19 protein-coding genes are annotated in these 21,314 nt (G+C 70.7%); 8 read left to right on the top strand and 11 right to left on the bottom strand.

The annotated features are described in order from the left end of the window. Nucleotide 1: 1 nt before the first annotated feature. Nucleotides 2-556: a Uma2 family endonuclease gene (locus ACIO9K_RS16795; RefSeq protein WP_363624594.1), complete on the top strand. Its 555-nt coding sequence runs from the start codon at nt 2-4 to the stop codon at nt 554-556. 133 nt (nt 557-689) lie between these two features. On the opposite strand, the gene ACIO9K_RS16790 is transcribed toward ACIO9K_RS16795, so the two are convergent. The 8 genes from ACIO9K_RS16790 to ACIO9K_RS16755 form a co-directional block, all read right to left on the bottom strand. Next, nucleotides 690-1,967 (bottom strand): thymidine phosphorylase, encoded by a 1,278-nt coding sequence (locus tag ACIO9K_RS16790; RefSeq protein ID WP_363624592.1) that lies wholly within the window; start codon nt 1,965-1,967, stop codon nt 690-692. A 96-nt stretch (nt 1,968-2,063) separates the two neighbouring features. Next, a complete protein-coding gene (locus ACIO9K_RS16785; RefSeq protein ID WP_063349052.1) occupies nt 2,064-2,468 on the bottom strand; it encodes a cytidine deaminase in 405 nt (134 codons plus the stop codon). Then, complete coding sequence (locus ACIO9K_RS16780) at nt 2,465-3,730, bottom strand: ABC transporter permease (protein ID WP_350877261.1); 1,266 nt, start codon at nt 3,728-3,730, stop codon at nt 2,465-2,467. The genes ACIO9K_RS16785 and ACIO9K_RS16780 overlap by 4 nt, the downstream gene beginning before the upstream one ends. Continuing rightward, complete coding sequence (locus tag ACIO9K_RS16775) at nt 3,727-4,893, bottom strand: ABC transporter permease (protein WP_363580228.1); 1,167 nt, start codon at nt 4,891-4,893, stop codon at nt 3,727-3,729. The genes ACIO9K_RS16780 and ACIO9K_RS16775 overlap by 4 nt, the downstream gene beginning before the upstream one ends. Before the next feature lie 5 nt (nt 4,894-4,898). Beyond that, a complete protein-coding gene (locus tag ACIO9K_RS16770; protein WP_400330522.1) occupies nt 4,899-6,425 on the bottom strand; it encodes an ABC transporter ATP-binding protein in 1,527 nt (508 codons plus the stop codon). A gap of 347 nt (nt 6,426-6,772) precedes the next feature. Beyond that, the gene (locus tag ACIO9K_RS16765) at nt 6,773-7,834 is read right to left on the bottom strand and encodes a BMP family ABC transporter substrate-binding protein (protein WP_363624591.1); all 1,062 of its coding nucleotides are present in this window, start codon (nt 7,832-7,834) and stop codon (nt 6,773-6,775) included. 417 nt (nt 7,835-8,251) lie between these two features. Further along, nucleotides 8,252-9,505 (bottom strand): amidohydrolase, encoded by a 1,254-nt coding sequence (locus ACIO9K_RS16760; RefSeq protein WP_363624589.1) that lies wholly within the window; start codon nt 9,503-9,505, stop codon nt 8,252-8,254. 183 nt (nt 9,506-9,688) lie between these two features. Further along, on the bottom strand, nt 9,689-11,278 hold the full coding sequence (locus ACIO9K_RS16755; protein WP_400330436.1) for a methylmalonyl-CoA mutase: 1,590 nt from the start codon (nt 11,276-11,278) through the stop codon (nt 9,689-9,691). A 140-nt stretch (nt 11,279-11,418) separates the two neighbouring features. Here ACIO9K_RS16755 and ACIO9K_RS16750 point away from each other — a divergent pair, with 140 nt between their 5' ends. The 3 genes from ACIO9K_RS16750 (at nt 11,419) to ACIO9K_RS16740 (ending at nt 14,698) form a co-directional block, all read left to right on the top strand. Beyond that, nucleotides 11,419-12,174, top strand: a complete 756-nt coding sequence (locus tag ACIO9K_RS16750) for an SDR family oxidoreductase (RefSeq protein ID WP_363580220.1) — start codon at nt 11,419-11,421, stop codon at nt 12,172-12,174. Between the two features lie 67 nt (nt 12,175-12,241). Beyond that, complete coding sequence (locus ACIO9K_RS16745; RefSeq protein WP_400330419.1) at nt 12,242-13,897, top strand: alpha/beta hydrolase; 1,656 nt, start codon at nt 12,242-12,244, stop codon at nt 13,895-13,897. A gap of 102 nt (nt 13,898-13,999) precedes the next feature. Beyond that, nucleotides 14,000-14,698 (top strand): 2-oxo-4-hydroxy-4-carboxy-5-ureidoimidazoline decarboxylase, encoded by a 699-nt coding sequence (locus ACIO9K_RS16740; protein WP_400330519.1) that lies wholly within the window; start codon nt 14,000-14,002, stop codon nt 14,696-14,698. 43 nt (nt 14,699-14,741) lie between these two features. Here ACIO9K_RS16740 and ACIO9K_RS16735 read toward each other — a convergent pair whose 3' ends face one another. Then, entirely contained in the window at nt 14,742-15,521 is a 780-nt protein-coding gene (locus tag ACIO9K_RS16735) for a hypothetical protein (RefSeq protein ID WP_400330415.1), read from the bottom strand. Nucleotides 15,522-15,775: 254 nt separating this feature from the next. On the opposite strand from ACIO9K_RS16735, the gene sdhC reads away from it, so the two are divergent. From sdhC to ACIO9K_RS16715, 4 genes are read left to right on the top strand one after another with little or no spacing between them, the layout of a single operon-like run. Then, nucleotides 15,776-16,156: a succinate dehydrogenase, cytochrome b556 subunit gene (gene sdhC, locus ACIO9K_RS16730; RefSeq protein WP_063349043.1), complete on the top strand. Its 381-nt coding sequence runs from the start codon at nt 15,776-15,778 to the stop codon at nt 16,154-16,156. A gap of 8 nt (nt 16,157-16,164) precedes the next feature. Beyond that, on the top strand, nt 16,165-16,656 hold the full coding sequence (locus ACIO9K_RS16725) for a succinate dehydrogenase hydrophobic membrane anchor subunit (RefSeq protein WP_350877244.1): 492 nt from the start codon (nt 16,165-16,167) through the stop codon (nt 16,654-16,656). 54 nt (nt 16,657-16,710) lie between these two features. Beyond that, complete coding sequence (gene sdhA / locus ACIO9K_RS16720) at nt 16,711-18,453, top strand: succinate dehydrogenase flavoprotein subunit (RefSeq protein WP_400330411.1); 1,743 nt, start codon at nt 16,711-16,713, stop codon at nt 18,451-18,453. Beyond that, nucleotides 18,453-19,226 (top strand): succinate dehydrogenase iron-sulfur subunit, encoded by a 774-nt coding sequence (locus ACIO9K_RS16715; protein ID WP_363624581.1) that lies wholly within the window; start codon nt 18,453-18,455, stop codon nt 19,224-19,226. Before sdhA ends, ACIO9K_RS16715 begins: the two co-directional genes overlap by 1 nt. A gap of 66 nt (nt 19,227-19,292) precedes the next feature. Here the strand turns inward: ACIO9K_RS16715 and ACIO9K_RS16710 are convergent, their stop codons facing one another. Together ACIO9K_RS16710 and ACIO9K_RS16705 are read right to left on the bottom strand one after the other, a co-directional pair. After that, complete coding sequence (locus ACIO9K_RS16710; protein WP_400330408.1) at nt 19,293-20,945, bottom strand: hypothetical protein; 1,653 nt, start codon at nt 20,943-20,945, stop codon at nt 19,293-19,295. A 91-nt stretch (nt 20,946-21,036) separates the two neighbouring features. Continuing rightward, entirely contained in the window at nt 21,037-21,294 is a 258-nt protein-coding gene (locus tag ACIO9K_RS16705) for an SCO4848 family membrane protein (RefSeq protein WP_363625888.1), read from the bottom strand. Nucleotides 21,295-21,314 lie beyond the last annotated feature (20 nt).

Here is a 21,314-nt window from a genome sequence, read left to right as displayed (position 1 = left end):
CATGAGCGTCGATCCTGCTGTGTACGCCCGGTTGCGCGAGATCGCGGATCAGCTGCCGAAGGTGCCGGGGACAGGAAAGATCGAGATCGCCGACGGCGAGATCGTCATGATGACGTCACCCGTGAAACGTCACGAGCTCGCCGTCATCCGCCTGGCCCACCAGCTCAATGCCCAGCTACCGCAGACCCACCCCGGCTACATCGCCCACGGCGGCGCGGATCTGGAGGACGTCGGCCTCGGTCGGCTCCGGAATCCCGACCTGATGGTGTTCCCCGACGCGGCCCTGGACGACGACGACCCGGCGTTCCTCCCCCACGAGATCCTTCTCGTCGTGGAAATCGTCTCCAAGTCCAACCCCGAGAACGACTACCACGACAAGGTCCGCGACTACTCGGCCATGGGCATCCCGTTGTACCTCCTGGTCGATCCCCGCAAGGGCACCGGCATCGTCCACGACGAGCCCGGCTACACCCGCCGCAAGGACTTCGTCTTCGGCGACGAGATCGCCGTCGGCCCCTGGACGCTCGACACCAGCGTCCTGCGGACCTACGCCTGAACCCGCATCCGCAGGGCACCGGCCGACCGGGCCCGAGCACACGGAAGGAGCCCGCACCCGGCAGACCGGGTACGGGCTCCTCGTCGGTCCTTCATGCAGCCGGCACGCTGCCGCATGAAGGGCAATCGCATGACTACGCGATGCGGTCGAGGACGATCGGGTTCGGGGTGAAGGCCGTGCCGGCCGGGGAGACCGCGATGCCGCCGGCCAGCGCCTCGATGGCGTAGTCGTAGCGCTCGGGGGTGTCGGTGTGCAGGGTCAGCAGGGGCTGGCCGGCCACGACGGTGTCGCCGGGCTTGGCGTGCATCTCGACGCCGGCGCCGGCCTGGACCGGGTCCTCCTTGCGGGCGCGGCCGGCGCCGAGGCGCCAGGCGCAGACGCCGACGGCGTAGGCGTCGAGCTCGGTGAGGACGCCGGAGGCGGGCGCCGGGATGACGTGCTGCTCGCGGGCGACCGGGAGCGGGGCGTCGACGTCGCCGCCCTGGGCGGCGATCATGCGGCGCCAGTGGTCCATCGCGGAGCCGTCGCGCAGCGCGTCGGCCGGGTCCTTGCCGTGCACGCCGGCCGCGGCGAGCATCTCGCGGGCGAGGGCGAGGGTGAGCTCGACGACGTCAGCGGGGCCGCCGCCGGCCAGCACCTCGATCGACTCGCGGACCTCCAGCGCGTTGCCGGCGGTGAGGCCGAGCGGGGTGGACATGTCGGTGAGCAGGGCGACGGTGTTCACACCGGCGCTGGTGCCCAGGCCGACCATGGTGCGGGCGAGTTCGCGGGCGTCGTCGAGGTTCTTCATGAAGGCGCCGGAGCCGACCTTGACGTCCAGGACCAGGGCGCCGGTGCCTTCGGCGATCTTCTTGGACATGATCGAGGAGGCGATCAGCGGGATGGCCTCGACGGTGCCGGTGACGTCGCGCAGCGCGTAGAGCTTCTTGTCGGCGGGCGCGAGGCCGTCACCGGCGGCGCAGATGACCGCGCCGGTGGTGCGCAGGACGTCGAGCATCTCCTCGTTGGAGAGCAGGGCGCGCCAGCCGGGGATGGACTCCAGCTTGTCGAGGGTGCCGCCGGTGTGGCCGAGGCCGCGGCCGGAGAGCTGCGGGACGGCGGCGCCGCAGGCGGCGACGAGCGGGGCGAGCGGGAGGGTGATCTTGTCGCCGACGCCGCCGGTGGAGTGCTTGTCACTGGTGGGCAGCGGCAGCGAGGAGAAGTCCATCCGGACGCCGGAGCGGATCATCGCGTCGGTCCAGCGGCTGATCTCGTGCGGCTTCATGCCGTTCAGCAGGATCGCCATGGCCAGGGCGGACATCTGCTCGTCGGCGACCTCGCCGCGGGTGTAGGCGTCGATGACCCAGTCGATCTGAGCGTCGCTCAGCTCTCCGCTGTCGCGCTTGGTCCTGATGACGGAGATGGCGTCCATGCGTGCTCCAAGAGGGGTTTCAAAAGCGAAGAGTGTCGCGAGATGACCGGGTTCCGGCCCACTCGCGACACTCTACGCGCGTAACAATTGTCGAAGCTAGAGCCGTTCCGGCCCGAACGCGTCGGGCAGGACCTCACTCATCGGGCGGATCCCGGAGGGCAGCTCGATCAGCAGTTCCGGCCCGCCGTGCTCGTAGAGCAGCTGGCGGCAGCGCCCGCACGGCATCAGCAGTTCGCCCGCGCCGTCGACGCAGGTGAAGGCCGTCAGCCGGCCGCCGCCGGTGGCGTGCAGCGCGGACACCAGCCCGCACTCGGCGCACAGCCCGAGCCCGTACGAGGCGTTCTCGACGTTGCAGCCGGTGACCAGCCGCCCGTCGTCCACCAGCGCGGCCGCGCCGACCGGGAACTTGCTGTACGGGGCGTACGCGTGGGTCATCGCCTCGCGCGCGGCCGCGCGCAGCCGCTCCCAGTCGATCGCGGCCGACGCCGCAGGCGCCGTCACTTGCCCTGGCCCTTGCGGTAGATCTGGCCGTCGGCCTTCGGCATGCGCAGCCGCTGGGAGGCCAGCGAGAGCACCACCAGGGTGATCACGTACGGCGTGGCGACGATCAGCGGGCGCTGCACCTCGTCGGTGAGCGCGTACCAGGCGCCGAGACCGCCGGCGACCACGAAGGAGATCGCCGCACCGGTGAACTTGCGCCGGTACAGCTGCCAGAGCGCGAGCAGCGCCATCGCGATGGCGACGGTCAGGATCAGCACGTGCACCGACTCCGGGTCGCGCAGCTGGAGGCTGTCGGTGAAGCCGAACAGGCCGGCGCCCATGGCGAGGCCGCCCGGCATCCAGTTGCCGAAGATCATCGCGGCGAGGCCGATGAAGCCGCGGCCGAGGGTCTGGCCGTCCTTGTAGAAGTGCGCCGCGACCAGCGAGAGGTACGCGCCGCCGAGGCCGGCGAAGGCGCCGGAGGCGATGACCGCGAGGTACTTGTACTTGTAGACGTTGACGCCCAGCGACTCGGCGGCGGTCGGGTTCTCACCGCAGGAGCGCAGCCGCAGGCCGAACACCGTGCGCCAGAGCACGAAGTAGCTGACCACGATCATCGCGCCGGCCACCAGCACGACCACCGAGATGTTGGTGACCAGGCCGCCGACCACGCCGGCCACGTCCGAGACCAGGAACCAGTGGTGCTTCTCGATGTCGGACAGCCACGAGGACAGCCCGGGGACGGTGATGTACGGCAGCGGATCCGCCGGCGGCGACTGGTTCGCACCCGCGCCGACCGCGATGTAGTCCTTGTAGTAGATCCGGTTGACGTACGCGCAGATGCCGGGGATCAGCAGGTTGATGCCGACGCCGGAGACGATGTGGTCGACGCCGAAGGTGACGGTCACGAGCGCGTGCAGCAGACCGCCGAGCGCGCCGCCGAGCATGCCGGCCAGCAGGCCGACCCACGGGTTGACCAGGTAGCCGGCCCAGGCACCGCAGAAGGTGCCGGCGACCATCATGCCTTCGAGGCCGATGTTGACCACGCCGGCCCGCTCGGACCACAGACCGCCCAGACCGGCCATGCCGATCGGCACGGCGGCGCTGAGCGCGGCGGTGATCTGACCGGAGGAGGTCAGCGCGTGGTTGCCGGTGGCCATGCCCACGGCGGAGAACAGGACCAGGGCGCCCGCGATCAGCAGCAGCACCACCGGCCAGGACATCTTGCGCTTCTTGGTGGGCGCGCCCGGCGCCTTCGGACGCGCGGCGGTAGCCGTGCTCATGCGGACACCTCCTTCTTCTCAGTGGCCGCGAGCTGAGCCGCGAGCTGGGCGGCGAGCTGGGCGCCGACCTTCTGCTGCTGGCGCTTCAGGCCGTAGCGGCGCACCAGCTCGTAGGCGACGACGACGCAGATGACGATGGTGCCCTTCATGACGTCGACGATCTCGAAGGGGAAGCCGCCCTGGAGCGGCAGCTGGGAGCCGGTGGTGTCCAGGAAGGCGAACAGCAGGGCCGCGAAGGCCATGCCGATCGGGCTGTTGCGGCCCAGCAGGGCGATCGAGATGCCGAGGAAGCCCAGACCGGGCTGGAAGCTCTGGCCGTAGTAGAACGAGTTCTGCACCAGCTCGGGCATGCCGATCAGACCGGCGATCGCGCCGGAGACCGCCATCGAGATGATCACCATGCGCTTGACGTTCACGCCGGACGCGGTCGCGGCCGACTCCGAGCGGCCGGTGGCGCGCAGGTCGAAGCCGAAGCGGGTGCGGGTCAGCGCGAACTGGAACACCACGCCGACCAGGGCGGCGATGAAGATGAAGCCCCAGAGCGGGCCACCCGCCGTCTCCATCGTGAAGAAGTGGCTGGACTGCGAGATCGGGTCGGTCTGGATCGAGTTGCTGGTGGCGCTCGTCTTCGGCGCGAAGATGCCGGGGACGAGCAGCAGGCCGACGACCGCGATCGAGATCGAGTTCAGCATGATGGTCGAGATGACCTCGCTGACCCCGCGGTAGACCTTCAGCAGACCGGCGATGCTCGCGTACAGGCCGCCGACCAGCATGGCGGTGACCAGCAGCAGCGGGATCTGGATGATCGCCGGCAGGTCGACCTTGGCGCCGACGAAGGCCGCGAACAGCGCCGCGACCTTGTACTGGCCCTCGACGCCGATGTTGAACAGGTTCATCCGGAACCCGAAGGCGGCGGCAGCGGCGGCCAGGTAGTACGTGGTGGACCGGTTGAGGATCCCCACTTGGCCGTCCGACTTGCCGGCGTACGTGAGCATCACGTTCCACGCGTCGAACGGGTTCTTGCCCGAAGTCGCCAGCAGGACGGAACAGATCACGATGGAGAGCACGACCGCGAGCACCGGCGCCGCCAGTGCGAGCACGATCCGCTCACCGCTGATCCGCTGCGCCAGGCTGCGCTTGGCGGCGGTGTTGGGACTGGTCATGTGGGCTACTCCCCCGCCTGCGGGTCGTCGGCGGTGTCGGTGGGGCCGGCGTCGGACTCGGCCTCGGTGCCCTCCACGAGGATCTCGTGGAACTGCTCGACGGCCTCCGGATCGGACTCGAGGTGGCCGCTGGCGGCACCCGTCATGGCGGTACCGAGGTCCTCGGCGGTGACGGTGGCCGGGTCGGCGTCGGCGACCAGGCGCCCGCGGTAGATGACCCGGATGGTGTCGGACAGGCCGATCAGCTCGTCCAGGTCGGCGGAGATCAGCAGGACGGCCAGACCGGCCCGCTGGGCGACCCGAATGTGCTCCCAGATCTGCGCCTGCGCGCCGACGTCCACACCACGGGTGGGGTGCGCGGCGATCAGCAGCTTGGGCTGGTGGCTCATCTCGCGGCCGATGATCAGCTTCTGCTGGTTGCCGCCGGAGAGGGAGGCCGCGGTGACCTCGATGCCCGGGGTGCGGACGTCGTAGTCCTCGACGATCCGCCAGGTGTCCTTGCGGGCGGCGCCCGGGTCGAGCAGGACGCCCTTGGAGTTGGGCGCCTCGGTGACGTGACCGAGGATCCGGTTCTCCCAGAGCGGGGCCTCCAGCAGCAGGCCGTGCTTGTGGCGGTCCTCGGGGATGTAGCCGATGCCGGCCTCGCGGCGGGCCCGGGTGAGCGAGCCGGAGAGGTCCTTGCCGTCCAGGGTGACGGTGCCGCCGTCCAGCGGCAGCATGCCCATGATGGCCTCGACCAGTTCGGCCTGGCCGTTGCCCTCGACGCCGGCGATGCCGAGGATCTCGCCCTTGTGGATGCGCAGCGAGATGTCGTCGAGGACGACGCGCTCGATGCCCTCGGCGTCGGTCTTGGCGATCCGCAGGTCCTTGACGTCGAGCATCTCGGTCGTGGTGACGGTCGACTCGCGGCTCTCCGGGGAGGGCAGCTCGGCGCCGACCATCATCTCGGCCAGCTGACGGGCGGTGACGGCCTTCGGGTCGGCGTCGCCGACCGTGGTGCCGCGCCGGATCACGCTGATCGCGTCGGCCACCGCCAGCACCTCGTGCAGCTTGTGCGAGATGAAGATGACGGTGACGCCCTCGGACTTGAGCTCGCGCAGGTTGTCGAACAGCGCGTCGACCTCCTGCGGGACGAGCACGGCCGTCGGCTCGTCGAGGATCAGGATCTTGGCGCCGCGGTAGAGCACCTTGAGGATCTCGACGCGCTGGCGGTCGGCGACGCCGAGGTCCTCGACCAGGGCGTCCGGGCGCACGCCCAGGCCGTACTGGTCGGAGATCTCCTTGATCTTCGCCTTCGCCTTGGCGCCGATGCCGTGGAGCTTCTCGCCGCCGAGGACGACGTTCTCCCACACGGTGAGGTTGTCGGCCAGCATGAAGTGCTGGTGGACCATACCGATGCCGCGGGAGATGGCGTCGCCCGGGGTGTTGAACTCGCACGGCTCGCCGTTGATCGCGATGGTGCCCTCGTCCGGCTTCTGCATGCCGTAGAGGATCTTCATCAGCGTCGACTTGCCGGCGCCGTTCTCACCCATGAGGGCGTGCACGGTACCGCTGCGGACGGTGAGGTTGATGTCGTGGTTGGCCACGACACCGGGGAAGCGCTTGGTGATGCCGCGCAGTTCGACGGCCGATGTCGCCGTCCCCGCGCTGGGGGTACCGTCCTCGCGCGGGGGGACGGGGTCGGATGCGGTGATGGCGATCTCCTGGTGGTCTGGAGGCGCGTCGTTGCGCTGGGAGGGCCAAGGGGAAGACGGGGGGACGGGACGGGGCCCGGGGGTACGCGTTGAGCGCACCCTGCCGGGCCCCTCCCGTGATGCTCTGCCGTTCGTCGCGCTGCCGGGCAGGCGGCAGTCGCTGGTGCGTCCGGGACGCGCGGGCCTTACTGGGCCGGCGCGGTCGGGACGGTGGTGGCGCCGGAGGTGATCGCCGTGGCGGCGGCCTTCAGCTTGTCCTGGATGTCGTCGAGCTTGCCGCCGGTGGTGGCGAGCGAGACGCCCTCGGCCTTCAGGTCGAAGAGCTTGATGCCGGTGAACGGCTGGCCCTTCTTGACCGACTCGATGTAGGAGAAGACGGCGTTGTCGACGTTCTTCACCATCGAGGTGAGGATGCTGTTCTTGTACTTCGCCAGGGCCGGCTGGGCGGCCTGGTCGGAGTCGACGCCGATGGCGTAGGCGCCCGGCTTGTTGGCGACGGCCTCGATGGCGCCGTTGCCGGAGGAGCCGGCGGCGGCGTAGATGACGTCCGCGCCCTTGTCGAGCTGGCCCTGCGCGGCCTCCTTGCCCTTGTCGGGCGAGTTGAAGCCGGTGAAGTCCGGAGGCGTGGTCAGGTAGGTGGTCTCGACCTGGATGTTCGCGTCGACGGACTTCACACCCGCCTTGTAACCGGCCTCGAACTTCTTGATCAGCTCGGTCTGCACACCGCCGATGAAGCCGACGTGCTTGGACTTCGACTTGTTCGCGGCGGCGACGCCGGCGAGGTACGAACCCTCCTGCTCGGCGAAGACCAGCGAAGTGACGTTGGACGGCTGGTCCTTGTCGTTCGAGTCGATGATCGCGAACTTGACGTTCGGGTTGTCCTTGGCGACCTTGTCGACCGCCTGCTGGTAGACGAAGCCGACCGCGATGATCGTCTTGTAACCGCCGTCGATCAGGTTCTTGAGGCGGGTCTCCTTGTCAGCCTCGGCCTCACCGGTCTTGGCGTCGGCCTCGGTGACCGCGACGCCGAGCTCGGCCTTGGCCTTGTCGAGACCGCGGGCGGCGGAGTCGTTGAACGACTGGTCGCCACGGCCGCCGATGTCGTAGGCCATACCGACCTTGATCGAGCCGTCGCCCGAACCGGAGGAGGTGTTGCTGTCAGTGCTCTTTGCGCCGCAAGCGGCGAGCGAGGCCATGCCCAGGGAACCCGAGAGCACAACCGCAGCGAGCTTCATTGAACGGCGCAAGGGAGTATCTCCTTCTCACACGCACCTGATTAGCGTGGTCGGACGCCACCGTAACGCGCGTAGAACACGGTTGGGTTACGGGGTGCCGGAGCATTCGGGTTGTTATCAAACCGTGGTCTCACGGTCTTCCCGAGGCCCTATTTCCCGTGCGCGACGGTGATCCAAAGCTGGTTTTGCGGCTCAGTCTACGGAACCGTTCGATTACCTCGGATGGCGGTAAACCGGCCGGTCACCGCGATGGGGTGCCGGCCGGTCGTCCGGGGGGTCGCCCGAGGGGGCGTTCACGCGGTGCCCGAGGAGATGTCCGGGGACGGCGTGCGCCACTCAATCCCGCGGCCCAGTGCTGCTGTTCGGTATCCGCGGCTCGGTCCTGCCGTTCGGTTTCCGCAGCTCAGTCCCACGGCTCAGTCCCGCAGCTCAGCCCCGCGGCTCGTCCAGGGCGAGCGCCGCGAACAGCTCCACGCCGATCCCGATCGCGCGCTCGTCGGCGTCGAAGCGGCCCTGGTGCAGGTCGCGGACGGTGGTGTCACCGGGGGCGCGGACGCCGAGCCGGGCCAGCGCGCCCGGGGCGTGCTCCAGGTACCAGGAGAAGTCCTCGCCGCCCAGGCTCTGCTCGGTGCTCTCCACCACCCGCGCGCCCTCCCGGCCGAACCGGTCGGTCATCGCCGCGTCCAGCAGGGCGACCGAGACCGCCTCGTTGACCACCGGCGGCACCCCTCGGTGGTAGTCCAGCGTCCACTTCGCCCGGTAGGTCTCGGCGAGCTTGGCGATCAGCTCGTGCAGCAGGTCGGGTGCCTCGCGCCAGCCGTCCAGCTCCAGGCAGCGGACGGTGCCCTCCAGTTCGGCGTGCTGCGGGATGACGTTGGGCGCGGAGCCGGAGGCGATCCGGCCCCAGACCAGGCTCACGCCCCAGCGCGGGTCCATCCGACGGGCCAGCGCGCCCGGCAGGTCGGCGGCCATCCGGGCGACCGCGGTCACCAGATCGGTGGTCAGGTGCGGGCGGGCGGTGTGCCCGCCGGGGCCGTCCAGGTGCAGCACCAGGCGGTCGCAGGCCGAGGTGATCGCCCCGGTGCGCAGGGCGATCCGGCCCACCTCCACCTTGGGGTCGCAGTGCACCGCGAAGATCCGGCCGACGCCGTCCATCCCCCCGGCCTTGATCACGTCCAGCGCACCGCCCGGCAGGACCTCCTCGGCCGGCTGGAACACCAGCCGGACGGGGCGGCGCAGTTCGCCGGTGCGGACGGCCTCGGCCAGCACCAGGGCGGTGCCGAGCACCACCGCGGTGTGCACGTCGTGGCCGCAGGCGTGGGCCCGACCGGGGACGGTCGAGCGGTACGGCACGTCGGTCTTGGCGTCGTCGATCGGCAGCGCGTCGATGTCGGCGCGGAAGGCCAGGAACTCGGCGCCGGGGGCGGTGCCGGCCGGGACGACGTCGACGATCAGGCCGGTGCCGCCGGGCAGCACCCGGGGGCTCAGGCCGGCCGCCACCAGCCGGTCGCGGAGCAGGCCGGTGGTGCGGAACTCCTGGCGGCCGAGCTCCGGGTGCCGGTGCAGGTCACGGCGGAAGGCGATCAGCTCGGACTCCAGCCCCCGGACCCGGGCGCGCAGTTCGGCGGCGGGGCGGGCGGTGGCCAGAGTGGCGCCCGGCTGAGCGGGCTCAGGACGGTTCATCTCAACAAGGGTAGGCCTGTTGGGGGGATTTGGCCCGACTTCCGGAAAACTAGTCCCCGGATGGGCGCATACCGGCCGAACAGGTGGGTATGACATCTCGTTTCAGCCGCCTTCCCCGGTTGCTTGCCCTGTGCAACGATCACCCGGAGCGGCGGTCACGGTCGCCCCAATCTTGACGTGACGTCAGAAGCGCTCCACCGGGGCGTACACGCCCCACACCTCCCGCAGGGCGTCGCAGACCTCGCCGACGGTGGCCCGCGCGGCCAGCGCCTCCTTCATCGGGTACAGCACGTTCCCCGTCCCCTCCGCGGTGCGGCGCAGCCCGTCCAGCGCCCGGGCGACGGCCACGCGGTCCCGCCCGGCGCGCAGCCGGGACAGCCGCTCGACCTGCTGCCGCTCGACCGCCGGATCCACCCGCAGCGGCCGGTACGGCTCCTCGGCGTCCAGCCGGAAGCGGTTGACGCCGACCACCGTCCGCTCGCCGGAGTCGGTCTCCTGCTGGAGCCGGTAGGCGGTGCGCTCGATCGCGGCCTTCTGGAAGCCCCGCTCGATCGCGGCCACCGCGCCGCCCAGCTCCTCGACCCGGGCCATCAGCGCCAGCACGGCGGCCTCCACCTCGTCGGTCAGCGACTCGACCGCGTACGAGCCGGCGAACGGGTCGGCGGTGGCGGTCACGTCGGTCTCGTGGGCGAGCACCTGCTGGGTGCGCAGGGCGAGCCGGGCGGCCTTCTCGGTGGGCAGCGCGATCGCCTCGTCGAAGCCGTTGGTGTGCAGCGACTGGGTGCCGCCGAACACCGCGGCGAGCGCCTGCACCGAGACCCGGACCAGGTTCAGCTCGGGCTGCTGGGCGGTGAGCTGCACCCCGGCGGTCTGGGTGTGGAAGCGCAGCATCCACGAGCGCGGGTCCTTCGCGCCGAACTCCTCCCGCATCACCCTGGCCCAGATCCGGCGGGCGGCACGGAACTTGGCCACCTCCTCCAGCAGCGTGACCCGGGCCACGAAGAAGAACGAGAGCCGGGGGGCGAAGTCGTCCACCGCCATCCCGGCGGCGATCGCGGTACGGACGTAGGCGATGCCGTTGGCCAGCGTGAAGGCGACCTCCTGCGCCGGATCCGCCCCGGCCTCGGCCATGTGGTAGCCGGAGATGGAGATGGTGTTCCAGCGCGGGATCTCCGCCCGGGAGTACCGGAAGACGTCCGCGACCAGCCGCAGCGAGGGCTGCGGCGGGAAGATGTACGTGCCCCGGGCGATGTACTCCTTCAGCACGTCGTTCTGGACCGTGCCGGTCAGCCGGGCCGGCGCCACCCCCTGGGCCTCGCCGACCAGTTGGTAGAGCAGCAGGAGCAGGGCGGCGGGCGCGTTGATGGTCATGGAGGTGGACACCCCGCCCAGCGGGATGCCGTCGAACAGCACGGCCAGGTCCTCAACGCTGTCGACGGCCACGCCCACCTTGCCCACCTCCCCGGCGGCGAGCGGCGCGTCCGAGTCGTAGCCCATCTGGGTGGGAAGGTCGAAGGCCACCGACAGTCCGGTGCCGCCGCCCGCGATCAGCTGCCGGTAGCGGGCGTTGGACTCGGCGGCGGTGCCGAAGCCCGCGTACTGGCGCATCGTCCACGGCCGCCCGGCGTACATCGTCGGGTAGACGCCCCTGGTGTACGGGTACTCCCCCGGCCGGCCGAGCCTGCTCGCCGGATCCCAGTCGGCCAGCGCCTCCGGGCCGTACAGCGGCTCGATCGGGAAGCCTGACTCGGCGCGGCGCGGCTCGGCTGCCATGAGGTCCCTCCACGGGATCGGCGGGGGCATCGGTCGGTCCTCGCAATGTAGGACAGGACCCGGAACGGGACCGGTCGGCGCGGACGCGGACGCGGTTGAGATGATCGGGTGAACGACCGGATGAGCCCCAGGGAGTGGCAATGACCGAGCAGAAGGTGGCCGTGGTCACCGGTGCCAGCAGCGGAATCGGCGCGGCGACCGCCCGCCGGCTGGCGGCCGAGGGCTTCGACGTGGTGCTGACCGCCCGGCGGACCGAGCGGATCGAGGCGCTGGCCAAGGAGATCGGCGACGGGGGCGGTTCGGCCAGGGCGGTCACGCTCGACGTCACCGACCGGGCCGCCGTGGACGCCTTCGCGGCCGAGGTGGGCCGGGTCGACGTGCTGGTGAACAACGCCGGCGGGGCGATCGGCGCCGAGACGGTCGAGCACGGCGACCCGGCCGACTGGCGGGCCATGTACGAGGTGAACGTGCTCGGCGTGCTGCACGTGACGCAGGCGCTGCTGCCGGCCCTGCGGGCCACCGGCGACGGCACCGTGCTGGTGCTCTCCTCGACCGCCGCGCTGGCCGCGTACGAGGGCGGCGGCGGGTACGTCGCGGCCAAGCACGCCGCGCACACCATCGCGGCGACGCTGCGCCTGGAGCTGTGCGGGGAGCCGATCCGGGTGATCGAGATCGCCCCCGGCATGGTGAAGTCCGAGGGCTTCGCGGTCACCCGCTTCCGCGGCGACGAGGAGAAGGCCGCGGCCGTGTACGCCGGCGTGGCCGAGCCGCTGACCTCGGAGGACATCGCCGACACCGTGGCCTGGGCGGTCACCCGCCCCCCGCACGTCAACATCGACCTCCTGGTCGTCCGCCCCCGCGCCCAGGCCGCCAACCACAAGGTCCACCGCGGCTGACCCGCCCCCGGCGGGCAGCCCGGGGGCCATGATCAAACGTGTCACCCGCCAGTGGTACACACGTGCGATGAGAACCTTCCGGGCCGCCCGCCCACGGGTCCTGCTGACCGCCCTGGCGGCAGGCGCCCTGCTCCTCGCCTCCGCGTGCAACGACACCGCCAAGCCGTCCCAGGACCAGGCCACAGGCGCCTCCGCGCCCGGCACCACGAGCCCCACGGCCACCCCGCCGCCGACCCCGACGCCCAAGCCCACCGGCGAGGCCGACCCGGCCCTCCAGCCCTTCTACGGCCAGCAGATCGCCTGGGCCGACTGCCCGGCCGACCCCACGGCCGAGAAGCTCAAGATCGACACATCCGGGATGCAGTGCGGCAAGCTGCACGTCCCGCTCGACTACGCCAACCCCGGCACCGACGCGATCGACCTCGCCCTGGTCAAGTACCCGGCAGCCAAGCCGGACCAGCGGATCGGCTCGCTGATGGTCAACCCGGGCGGCCCGGGCGAGTCCGGCGTCGGGATGGTCGAGTACGGCGCCAAGGACTTCACCGGCACCCTGCACAACCGCTTCGACGTCATCGGCTTCGACCCTCGCGGCACCGGGGACAGCTCACCGGTCGTCTGCTACGACGACAAGCAGCGCGACGCCGCCGACCAGCAGGACGCCCCGCTCGACCTGGCGACCCGCAAGGCCGAGCACGTCAAGCAGGCCACCGAGCACGCCGCCGCCTGCCAGGCCAAGTCCGGCAGGCTGCTGCCGTTCGTCGGCACCCGCAACACCGCTCGCGACCTGGACGTGCTGCGCGCCGTCAGCGGCGACAAGAAGCTCAACTACCTCGGCGTCTCCTACGGCACCTACCTCGGCTCGCTGTACGCCGAGGAGTTCCCGAAGAACACCGGGCGGCTCGTCCTGGACGGCGCCGTCGACCCCTCCCAGGACACCATGGACCACGGAGTCGACCAGCAGGTCGGCTTCGAGAAGTCCTTCGAGCGCTTCGCCGCCGACTGCGTGGAGAACCACGCCGACGAGTGCCCGCTCGGCAAGGACCCGGCCAAGGCCGCCAAGAAGGCCGCCGACTTCCTGGACGGGCTGTACGACCACCCGCTGACCGTCAAGGACGGCCGCAAGCTGGGCCGCGACCTGGCCTGGACCGGCACCATCCAGGCGCTCTACGGCGACGAGAAGACCTCCTGGAAGTACCTGCGCGCCGCCCTGGGCTGGGCGATGGTGCGCGGCAAGGGCGACTACCTGATGGACTCCGCCGACGGCTACAACGGCCGCGACGAGAACGGCCACTACAGCCCGATGCAGGAGTCCAACGGCGCGATCAGCTGCGCCGACGCGGCCCGTCCGGCACCGACGCCGGAGCACGCCAAGCAGGCGGTGGACCGGCTGACCGCCGAGGCACCGCTGCTGTCCAAGGGCACCACCGTGGACGACTACAGCGAGGCCGGCTGCGCCTACTGGCCGTTCAAGACCACGGAGAAGCCGCACACCATCCGGGCGGAGGGCGCCGCCCCGATCCTGGTGGTCGGCTCCACCGGCGACCCGGCCACCCCGTACGCCTCGGCCGAGGCGCTGGCCAAGGGCTTCGCCAGTGCCACCCTGCTCACCCGGGTCGGCGAGGGGCACGGGGCCTTCGGCAAGGGCAACGTCTGCATCGACCGGGCCCTGGAGGCCTACCTGACCGAGGGCACGATGCCGGCCGACGGAACCCGCTGCTCCTGAAGCGGGGGTGCCGGGTCAACAGATGCCGGATTAGCGGATGAATGTGGGGAGGGCGCTGACACAAAGATGTCAACGTCACAACTTGATAGCTCGTCCGGATGAATTCCGCGCGCGCCCTCCCCAACTGATGACCGCTCAACTACCTTTGAGGAGCTGCCCGACCGGCGCCGTGACGCCGCCCGCAGCCCCCATACTTCAGCTGCTTCACCCCACCCCACTTCACCGGCACCTTCCCGCCCTCACGAGGAGGACCCGCTGGCCAGCGACGTCCCACCACAGCGGCTCGATCCAAGCTCCGAGCCGACCCTCCTCGGGCTGCACCGCTTCAACGAAGCCGATGCCGGCGCCGCCGAGGAGGCCCTCCTGGCCTGCTGCGGCAGCCACCGCTGGGCCCTGCGGCTCACCGCGCACCGGCCCTACCCCGACATAGAGTCCCTGCTGGCCGCCGCCAGCGAGGCCTCCTACGACCTCCGCCCGGCCGACCTCGCCGAGGCGCTCGCCGACGAGAGCTGGATGCCGCAACCGCTGCTCGGCATGCGGGCACCGGGCAGCCAGGCCGCGCACACCGCGCTGCGGGCCGCCCACGCCGCGTACGAGGCCAGGTTCGGCCACGTCTTCGTGGTCTGCCTGGAGGGCGTGGCCCCGGAGGAGATGCTCGACACCGTGCTCTCCTCGATCCGCACCCGGCTGGCCAACGACCCGGACGAGGAGCGGCTGATCTCGGCGGACGAGCTCCGCCGGATCTCCCTCACCCGGCTGGAGCACCTGGTCGCCACCCATTCGGAGGCCGGGGCGCGCTGAGCCGCCGACTCCTCCCCCATCCCGCCCACTCCCTCTCCGCCCGCTACTCCTTCTTCGCCTGCGCGGCCCGCAGCTTGGCCACCTGCTGCCGGACGATCACCTCGTCCGGCGCGGTGGCCGGCTCGGCGGCGACCCCGAAGGTGGTGAACACCGCGAGCGCCGGCCCGATCCGGGCCAGCACCGCACGCTGCGAGAGCACCGCGCTCCCCGATTCATTCGTCAGGGTGAATCCGAGCGCGGCGTCCGCTCCCCCGGGGGTGGGCGTGTCCTCACGGTTCAGCCGGTGCCTGGTCCGGATCGGCGCCTTCTTCCCCGGCTTCTCGGCCAGCGGCGCCGGGGCCATCGAGGTGAACGCGGCACACGGGCCGAACAGCTTCTCCAGCTCCGCCTGGAGCACGGCCGCCCGCCCCGTCCGGTAGCCGAGCAGCCCGCCGTACACGCCGCCCCTGGGGTCGGCGGCCCGGGCCACGCTCAGGTCCGTCTCCGCGTACGGGTAGCCCGGGGCCTGGGCGGCCGGCGAGGCCGAGGCGGCCGGGGTGGCCGGGGTCACCGCGTCCAGCAGCAGCTGGCAGGCCGGGACGTCCGCGACCTCCCGCCCCGCGCCCGCCCCGGTGTCGCCGTGGCCGGGCGTCATCACCGTCACCGTGTAGCCCGCCCCGAGGTCGGCGTCGGCCACCGCGGCCGCCCGCAGCTCGGCCGCGGACAGCTCGCGGCCGGGCCCGGCCCGGTCCGCGGAGGAGCCGCCGGCCGCGGTGCAGCCCGTGGCGAGCATCAGCAGGGCCGCGAGGGCGGCGGCGGGCGGTCGGACGGGGCGAAGCGGCACGGGGGCCTCGGCAGGGTGTCGGCGGCGGAGCGGGCCGCCACCGTAACGCAGCCGGGCAGTCACCCAGAGCGACCAAAGCGCCGCCGGTTCCCGTCCGGCTAGGCCAGTCGTGCCTGATTGATCACACCTGAGACCCCCGGAGGCGGTTCGCGACGCGGCGTCGATAGGATGCTGGCGGCCGGTGGACCGTACCTGGCCGGGCTGACCGACACCGAAGCCGGCCGAGCCCCCAATCGCTTCCGGAGGGTTTTTCCGTGCCGGCTGGAACGCTGTACCGCGGCCGGGAAGGCATGTGGAGCTGGGTGGCTCATCGAGTCACCGGCGTCCTCATCTTTTTCTTCCTGTTCGCCCATGTCCTGGACACCGCTCTGGTGCGCGTGTCGCCCGAGGCGTACGACACCGTCATTCAGACGTACAAGACTCCTCTCGTGAACCTGATGGAGTACGGCCTGGTGGCCGCCATCCTGTTCCACGCCCTCAACGGCCTGCGGGTCGTCGCCGTGGACTTCTGGTCCAAGGGCCCGAAGTACCAGAAGCAGATGCTCTGGACCGTCGTGGCGGTCTGGGTCGTGCTGATGGCCGGTTCCTTCTACGGGATCCTGCAGCACACGCTGATCTCCTGGTTCGGGAAGTGAGCTGACACATGTCCACGGAATACTCCGACGCGCTGGTCGTCCCCTCCGCGCAGGCGCACACCGGCAAGGGCCTCGGCACCGGCAACCCGGCCGACGCGTTCGTCATCGAGCCGCCGCGCAAGCGGACCCCGAAGACCCCGCGCCGCACCCGCACCAACTTCGAGATGCTGGCCTGGCTCTTCATGCGTCTGTCCGGCATCGTCCTCGTGGTCCTGATCCTCGGCCACCTGCTGATCATGCTGGTGCTCGACGGCGGCGTCTCCAAGATCGGCTTCGCCTTCGTGGCCGGCCGCTGGGCCTCGCCGTTCTGGCAGGTCTGGGACCTCACGATGCTCTGGCTCGCCATGCTCCACGGCGCCAACGGCATGCGGCAGGTCATCAACGACTACGCCGAGAAGGACTCGACCCGGCTCTGGCTGAAGGGGCTCATGGGTACCGCCACGGTCTTCACCGTGCTGCTCGGCACCCTGGTGATCTTCACCTTCGACCCCAACATCTGACGACAAAGCATCTAATCGGCAATCGGCAGAGGCCAGAGGCGAGTTAGAACCCCCATGCAGATTCACCAGTACGACACCGTCATCGTCGGCGCCGGCGGCGCCGGCATGCGCGCGGCCATCGAGTCGACGCAGCGCACCCGCACCGCCGTCCTGACCAAGCTCTACCCCACCCGGTCCCACACCGGCGCGGCCCAGGGCGGCATGTGCGCCGCCCTCGCCAACGTCGAGGAGGACAACTGGGAGTGGCACACCTTCGACACGGTCAAGGGTGGTGACTACCTGGTCGACCAGGACGCCGCCGAGATCATGTGCAAGGAGGCCATCGACGCCGTCCTCGACCTGGAGAAGATGGGCCTGCCCTTCTCCCGCACCGAGCAGGGCCGGATCGACCAGCGCCGCTTCGGCGGGCACTCCCGCAACCACGGTGAGGCCCCCGTCCGCCGCTCCTGCTACGCGGCCGACCGCACCGGTCACATGATCCTCCAGACGCTGTTCCAGAACTGCGTCAAGCACGGCGTCGAGTTCTTCAACGAGTTCTACGTCCTCGACCTGCTGATCAACGAGGGCAAGACGGCCGGCGTCGTCGCCTACGAGCTGGCCACCGGCGAGATCCACGTCTTCCAGGCCAAGTCCGTCGTGTTCGCCTCCGGCGGCACCGGCAAGTTCTTCAAGGTCTCCTCCAACGCACACACCCTCACCGGTGACGGCCAGGCCCTGGTGTACCGCCGCGGCCTGCCGCTGGAGGACATGGAGTTCTTCCAGTTCCACCCGACGGGCATCTGGCGCATGGGCATCCTGCTCACCGAGGGCGCCCGCGGCGAGGGCGGCATCCTGCGCAACAAGGACGGCGAGCGCTTCATGGAGCGCTACGCCCCCGTCATGAAGGACCTCGCGTCCCGTGACGTCTGCTCCCGCGCGATCTACACCGAGATCCGCGAAGGCCGCGGCTGCGGTCCGGACGGCGACCACGTCTACCTGGACCTGACCCACCTGCCGCCGGAGCAGCTGGACGCCAAGCTCCCGGACATCACCGAGTTCGCCCGCACCTACCTCGGCATCGAGCCCTACACGGACCCGATCCCGATCCAGCCCACCGCGCACTACGCCATGGGCGGCATCCCGACCAACGTCGAGGGTGAGGTGCTGCGCAACAACACCGACGTCGTCCCGGGCCTGTACGCGGCCGGCGAGGTCGCCTGCGTGTCCGTGCACGGCGCCAACCGCCTGGGCACCAACTCGCTGCTGGACATCAACGTGTTCGGCCGTCGCGCGGGCATCGCCGCCGCCGACTACGCCAACGTGCACGAGTTCGTCGAGCTGCCCGAGAACCCGGCCGAGAAGGTCCAGGCCCTGGTCGACGGCCTGCGCGAGGCCGCCGGCACCGAGTCCGTGGCGCAGATCCGCAAGGAGCTGCAGGAGACCATGGACGCCAACGCGATGGTGTACCGCACCGGCGCCACCCTGAAGCAGGCGGTCGAGGACATCGCCGCGCTGAAGGAGCGCTACGAGAACGTCTCGATCCAGGACAAGGGCTTCCGGTACAACACGGACCTCCTGGAGGCCGTCGAGCTGGGCAACCTGCTCGACCTGGCCGAGGTGCTGGCCGTCTCCGCGCTGGCCCGCGAGGAGTCGCGCGGCGGCCACTACCGCGAGGACTTCCCGACCCGTGACGACGTGAAGTTCATGCAGCACACCATGGCGTACCAGGAGGTGGCCGCCGACGGCAGCACCTCCATCCGCCTCGACTACAAGCCGGTCGTCACGACCCGCTACCAGCCGATGGAGCGTAAGTACTGATGAGCACTCCTACCGTGGAGAAGCACTCGGCCGCTCTGGACGCGGTCGAGGCGGGCGGCGTCGAGCTGATCACCGTCACCTTCCGGATCCGCCGGTTCAACCCGGAGGAGCACCCGGACCCGGTGTGGGTCGACTACCAGCTGACGCTGGACCCGAAGGAGCGCGTCCTGGACGCGCTCAACAAGATCAAGTGGGAGCAGGACGGCACCCTCACCTACCGCCGTTCCTGCGCGCACGGCATCTGCGGCTCCGACGCCATGCGGATCAACGGCCGCAACCGGCTGGCGTGCAAGACCCTGATCAAGGACGTCAACCCGGAGAAGCCGATCACGATCGAGGCCATCAAGGGCCTCACGGTCCTCAAGGACCTGGTCGTGGACATGGACCCGTTCTTCCAGGCGTACAAGGACGTCATGCCGTTCCTCATCACCGAGGGGAACGACCCGACCCGCGAGCGCCTGCAGTCCGCCGAGGACCGCGAGCGCTTCGACGACACCACCAAGTGCATCCTGTGCGCCGCGTGCACGTCGTCCTGCCCGGTGTTCTGGAACGACGGCCAGTACTTCGGCCCGGCCGCGATCGTGAACGCGCACCGCTTCATCTTCGACTCGCGCGACGAGGGCGCCGAGCAGCGCCTGGAGATCCTCAACGACCGCGAGGGCGTGTGGCGCTGCCGCACCACCTTCAACTGCTCCGAGGCCTGCCCGCGTGGCATCGAGGTCACCAAGGCGATCCAGGAAGTGAAGCGGGCGCTGGTCACCCGCCGCTTCTGATCTCCGCCTGACACGGCGAAGGCCCCCGTCCGATCATCCGATCGGACGGGGGCCTTCGCCGTGGGCTCAGCGCAGCGCGCCGAGGTCCTTCGGGGCGGACCAGCCGCTGAAGGTCACCAGGTGCCGGTCGGCGGTCACGGCCCACAGGTCCGGTGTGCCGTCCCCGTCACCGTCGCCCGAGCTGCCGAGGGTCGGGTAGGCGGTGGTGGTGAAGCCGGTGGCGACCACGTTCGCCTTCGGGTCCGCGAGCGCGGAGAAATCGAGCAGTCCGTTCGACTTCTTCGAGACCGGGTAGGCATGCAGGTCGCCGGTGGCCCGGTCGCGCGCCCACAGGATGAGGTTGTCGGCCGCGTCCGCGCCGGGGGCGATCAGGTCGTAGCCGCTCCAGTCGCCGGTGGTGGCGATGGGCTGGGCGGCGACGTAGCTGCGGGAGCTGTCGACATAGGCGTAGAGCTTGCCGTGCTCGACCGAGACGAGAACCGGCAGGGACGGCCGGGCGGCACCGAAGCGACCGCCGACCGGGACGAGCTGGTCGGCGCCCGACCAGTCCGCGGCGTAGTCGCCGGGGCAGGTGATCGACTCCCCGGCCGAGTCGATGCACTGGGACGGCTTCCCCGCCAGGGTGGGGTTCTGGCCGCTGAAGTCGCCCTGGTGCCCGTTGGCGTAGACGTACAGGAACTGCGGGTTGCCCTTGGGACGCACCAGCAGGTCATCACCGGGGCCGTGGGTGTTGGCCCAGCCCCGGTGCAGCACCAGGTCGTCCTGCCAGCCGGCCCGCAGCGGAGCGAGCGCGCCCGGGATGGTGGAGCTCGGAGTGGTGTCCGTCGCACCGGCGCTGATGATCTGCAGGTTGCCCTGGGCGTCCGGGAGCAGGATGTCGGGCACACCGTCGCCGTTGACGTCACCCGGGGCGGCCGGCTTGGGGCGCGAGTCCCAAGGAGCGTAGAAGGTGTAGGTGGTCGGCTGGCCGACGTTTCCGGCGTTGTCCATCGCCTGGACGGTGAGGACGTTGGTGCCCCAGTCCTTGGGCTTGAGGGTGAGCGCGGCACTGCCGCCGGCGCCCGCCTTCACGGTGTGCGCGGAGGCGCAGTCCCAGCCGACGCCCAGGGTGCCGTTCAGCACGTACTGGTAGCAGGCCACCCCGGAGGCCGCGCCGCCGGCCGGCGCGGCGTCGGTGCCCTTGAGGGTGAAGACGCCGTTCTCGCCCGCGTACTTGCCGGGCGCGGTGCCCGAGCCGCTCTCCGGGAAGTCGGTGGAGGAGACGGACAGGCCCGGACGGGTGAGGTCGACCCGGAAGTGGCAGGTCGCGGTCGGCTCTCCGGTACCCGAGGAGTCCGCGGACCAGGCCTTCCACGAGTAGCTGTGGCCGTCCGCCAGGCCGCTGGTGGGGAGCTTGGCCGTGCCGGCGCTGGTGTCGGTGGTGGTGTCGACGATCTGGTCGCGGCCCGGGGTCGAGTCGTCCCAAACCGCGAAGCGCACCTGTGCGGAGGTGGCGGTGACGGTCAGCGCAGGGTTCGCGACCCCCAGCCAGCCGGGGGCGGTGGTGTCGTCACAGGCGTCGGTGTGCAGGCCCGTGGCGGCGAAGCCCGGTGCGGGCAGTGCCTTCGGGTCAGTGACTGCCGTTCCCGGTACCGCAGCCGCCCCCGGTGCAACCAGCAGACCGGCCGCGAGCGCCGCTGCGGTGACCCCACCGAGTCTGCGGGCATGCCGAAGTGTCATGGAAGTACCCCACCCCTTTGATCGAGAGATCTCGTTACGTGTACGAGCGGTGAGGATCTTTCCAGTGAGGACCGACAGCGGCAACGGAGATTCAGTCGGTGGCCGGGGTGCGGCGGGTGGCGCGGAGGCCGCGCAGGCCGATGGCGCCGACGGCGATGCCGAGGAGGAAGGAGGTGACGGCGAGGAGGAGGTGGATCCAGAAGAAGGCGGTGGGCTGGGAGTGGTCGCCGTCGGTGAAGGCCTGGCCGCCGGAGTCCTTCCAGAGGTTCTTGACGAAGGTGGTCCAGATGATGATCGACCAGACGCCGAAGGCGGTCAGGAACCAGGAGGTGCGGCGGCTGAGCTTCATGGGGGTCCTCGTCGGGGGTG

This window comes from Kitasatospora sp. NPDC087271 (assembly GCF_044744605.1).
Taxonomy (GTDB): Bacteria; Actinomycetota; Actinomycetes; order Streptomycetales; family Streptomycetaceae; genus Kitasatospora.
The sequence above is the reverse complement of the archived record's forward strand: the minus strand, read 5'-3'. Positions and strand labels throughout refer to the sequence as shown.

Excerpts from the sequence above, each read along its gene's own strand:
- ACIO9K_RS16715 (WP_363624581.1), top strand. The coding sequence starts at position 18,453 with ATGAGCACTCCTACCGTGGAGAAGCACTCGGCCGCTCTGGACGCGGTC.
- ACIO9K_RS16780 (WP_350877261.1), bottom strand. The coding sequence starts at position 3,730 with ATGAGCACGGCTACCGCCGCGCGTCCGAAGGCGCCGGGCGCGCCCACC.
- ACIO9K_RS16775 (WP_363580228.1), bottom strand. The coding sequence starts at position 4,893 with ATGACCAGTCCCAACACCGCCGCCAAGCGCAGCCTGGCGCAGCGGATC.
- ACIO9K_RS16755 (WP_400330436.1), bottom strand. The coding sequence starts at position 11,278 with ATGGCAGCCGAGCCGCGCCGCGCCGAGTCAGGCTTCCCGATCGAGCCG.
- ACIO9K_RS16750 (WP_363580220.1), top strand. The coding sequence starts at position 11,419 with ATGACCGAGCAGAAGGTGGCCGTGGTCACCGGTGCCAGCAGCGGAATC.
- ACIO9K_RS16770 (WP_400330522.1), bottom strand. The coding sequence starts at position 6,425 with ATGGGTGAGAACGGCGCCGGCAAGTCGACGCTGATGAAGATCCTCTAC.
- ACIO9K_RS16795 (WP_363624594.1), top strand. The coding sequence starts at position 2 with ATGAGCGTCGATCCTGCTGTGTACGCCCGGTTGCGCGAGATCGCGGAT.
- ACIO9K_RS16745 (WP_400330419.1), top strand. The coding sequence starts at position 12,242 with ATGAGAACCTTCCGGGCCGCCCGCCCACGGGTCCTGCTGACCGCCCTG.
- ACIO9K_RS16705 (WP_363625888.1), bottom strand. The coding sequence starts at position 21,294 with ATGAAGCTCAGCCGCCGCACCTCCTGGTTCCTGACCGCCTTCGGCGTC.
- ACIO9K_RS16725 (WP_350877244.1), top strand. The coding sequence starts at position 16,165 with ATGTCCACGGAATACTCCGACGCGCTGGTCGTCCCCTCCGCGCAGGCG.
- ACIO9K_RS16760 (WP_363624589.1), bottom strand. The coding sequence starts at position 9,505 with ATGAACCGTCCTGAGCCCGCTCAGCCGGGCGCCACTCTGGCCACCGCC.
- sdhA (WP_400330411.1), top strand. The coding sequence starts at position 16,711 with ATGCAGATTCACCAGTACGACACCGTCATCGTCGGCGCCGGCGGCGCC.
- ACIO9K_RS16790 (WP_363624592.1), bottom strand. The coding sequence starts at position 1,967 with ATGGACGCCATCTCCGTCATCAGGACCAAGCGCGACAGCGGAGAGCTG.
- ACIO9K_RS16710 (WP_400330408.1), bottom strand. The coding sequence starts at position 20,945 with ATGACACTTCGGCATGCCCGCAGACTCGGTGGGGTCACCGCAGCGGCG.